The organism is Mariniflexile ostreae (assembly GCF_042427585.1).
Lineage (GTDB): Bacteria > Bacteroidota > Bacteroidia > Flavobacteriales > Flavobacteriaceae > Pseudalgibacter > Pseudalgibacter ostreae.
The window spans coordinates 1-1,297 of record NZ_JBHMFC010000092.1; the positions used below are offsets into that span (position 1 = coordinate 1).

At 33.5% G+C, this 1,297-nt stretch carries 1 protein-coding gene; it reads right to left on the reverse strand.

Annotated features, from left to right (window positions below; genetic code table 11):
• Positions 1–118 precede the first annotated feature (118 nt).
• A complete protein-coding gene (locus ACFFU9_RS13345) occupies positions 119–1,087 on the reverse strand; it encodes an IS110 family RNA-guided transposase (RefSeq protein ID WP_379861978.1) in 969 nt (322 codons plus the stop codon).
• Positions 1,088–1,297 lie beyond the last annotated feature (210 nt).

Genomic DNA, 1,297 nt, shown 5'->3' on the forward strand with positions numbered 1-1,297 from the left:
AACAAAGAACTGAGTTAAAAACCAAACAAATTCTTCGTTAAATTTGTGCAATAATATCCTAGCCTTAAAATTCTATATTTTAGTTTTTTAAGGTTTTTTGTTTTGTATTTGCCTCCGTTTATTTTGTCAAAACAGACACGTGAGCTTCGTCATAAGGGTGTCCTGATTTTGCAATAGCAAAACTTTGTTTTAGTAATTTATTAGAGACTGCAATCAATGCCAACTTCTTGCTTTTTCCTTTATTTACAATGCGATCATAAATTTCTCTACAAGATTTATTTTGCTTACAGGCACTAAAGGAACACAGAAACAAGAGGTTTCGAAGCTTTCTATTGCCTACTTTACTTATTCTACTTCGTCCTCTTACACTGCTTCCAGATTCGCGTATGGTTGGGGTAATACCTACATAACTACATAATTGGGAGGCTGTTTCAAACTTCTTAAATCCATCAGTTATTACAATTAAAAATAAAGCTGTTTTAAGGCCTATTCCTGGTATGCTTTGCAATAAAGTCAATTGTGATTGTTGATCTTGTTTTACTAAAGACAGGAGTCGGTTCTCGATGCCTAAAAGCTCCTTATCTAGATGTTTTCGGTCTCTTTTTAATGAACGATACACCCAGTTTGATGGAATCCCCAATACTTCCTCTCCATGGATTTTGTTCTTGGTAGCCGTTCTTTTCTTTAAAAAACTGTCCATTAATCTAAATAATTGCAAGCTTTCACTTTGTATGTCTGTTAGTGCGTTATAGAGCGGAACTTCATTAATTGTTCCATAGTCACAAATTGCTTTAGCATCACTTTTGTCGGTTTTAACTTTCGCTAATTTCATTTGAATGAAACGCTTTACCGATAAAGGGTTTACAACAGATACAGCGTGTCCTTTTTTGTATAGAAACTGTGCTAACCGGTAATGATAATAGCCCGTGGCCTCCATAACGACCAATGTATTATCTTTTAATGTTTTTAGAAACCTAACGAATCCTTCTTCGGTGTTTTTAAACTGTAAATGACCTTGGTTACTACCGTAACAATCAAATACATCTTTGCTAATGTCAATTCCAAAAGTTTCTGTATATTTATTCATAAGAAATGTTTTATGAAAGAATAGCCTACTTTTACTCACAACAACTTGAAAACGAGATCTAGGTCTCACAGAACTGAACGTGATTTTCAGTAGAAAAGAGAGAGGGTTATCAATGTTGTCGAAGTCTAGGCTTCACCGTATATATTAACCTTAATTCTCTCTTTTATTCTTTCTGATTATATATCAAATTTAATAAAAGACAAACTTAAG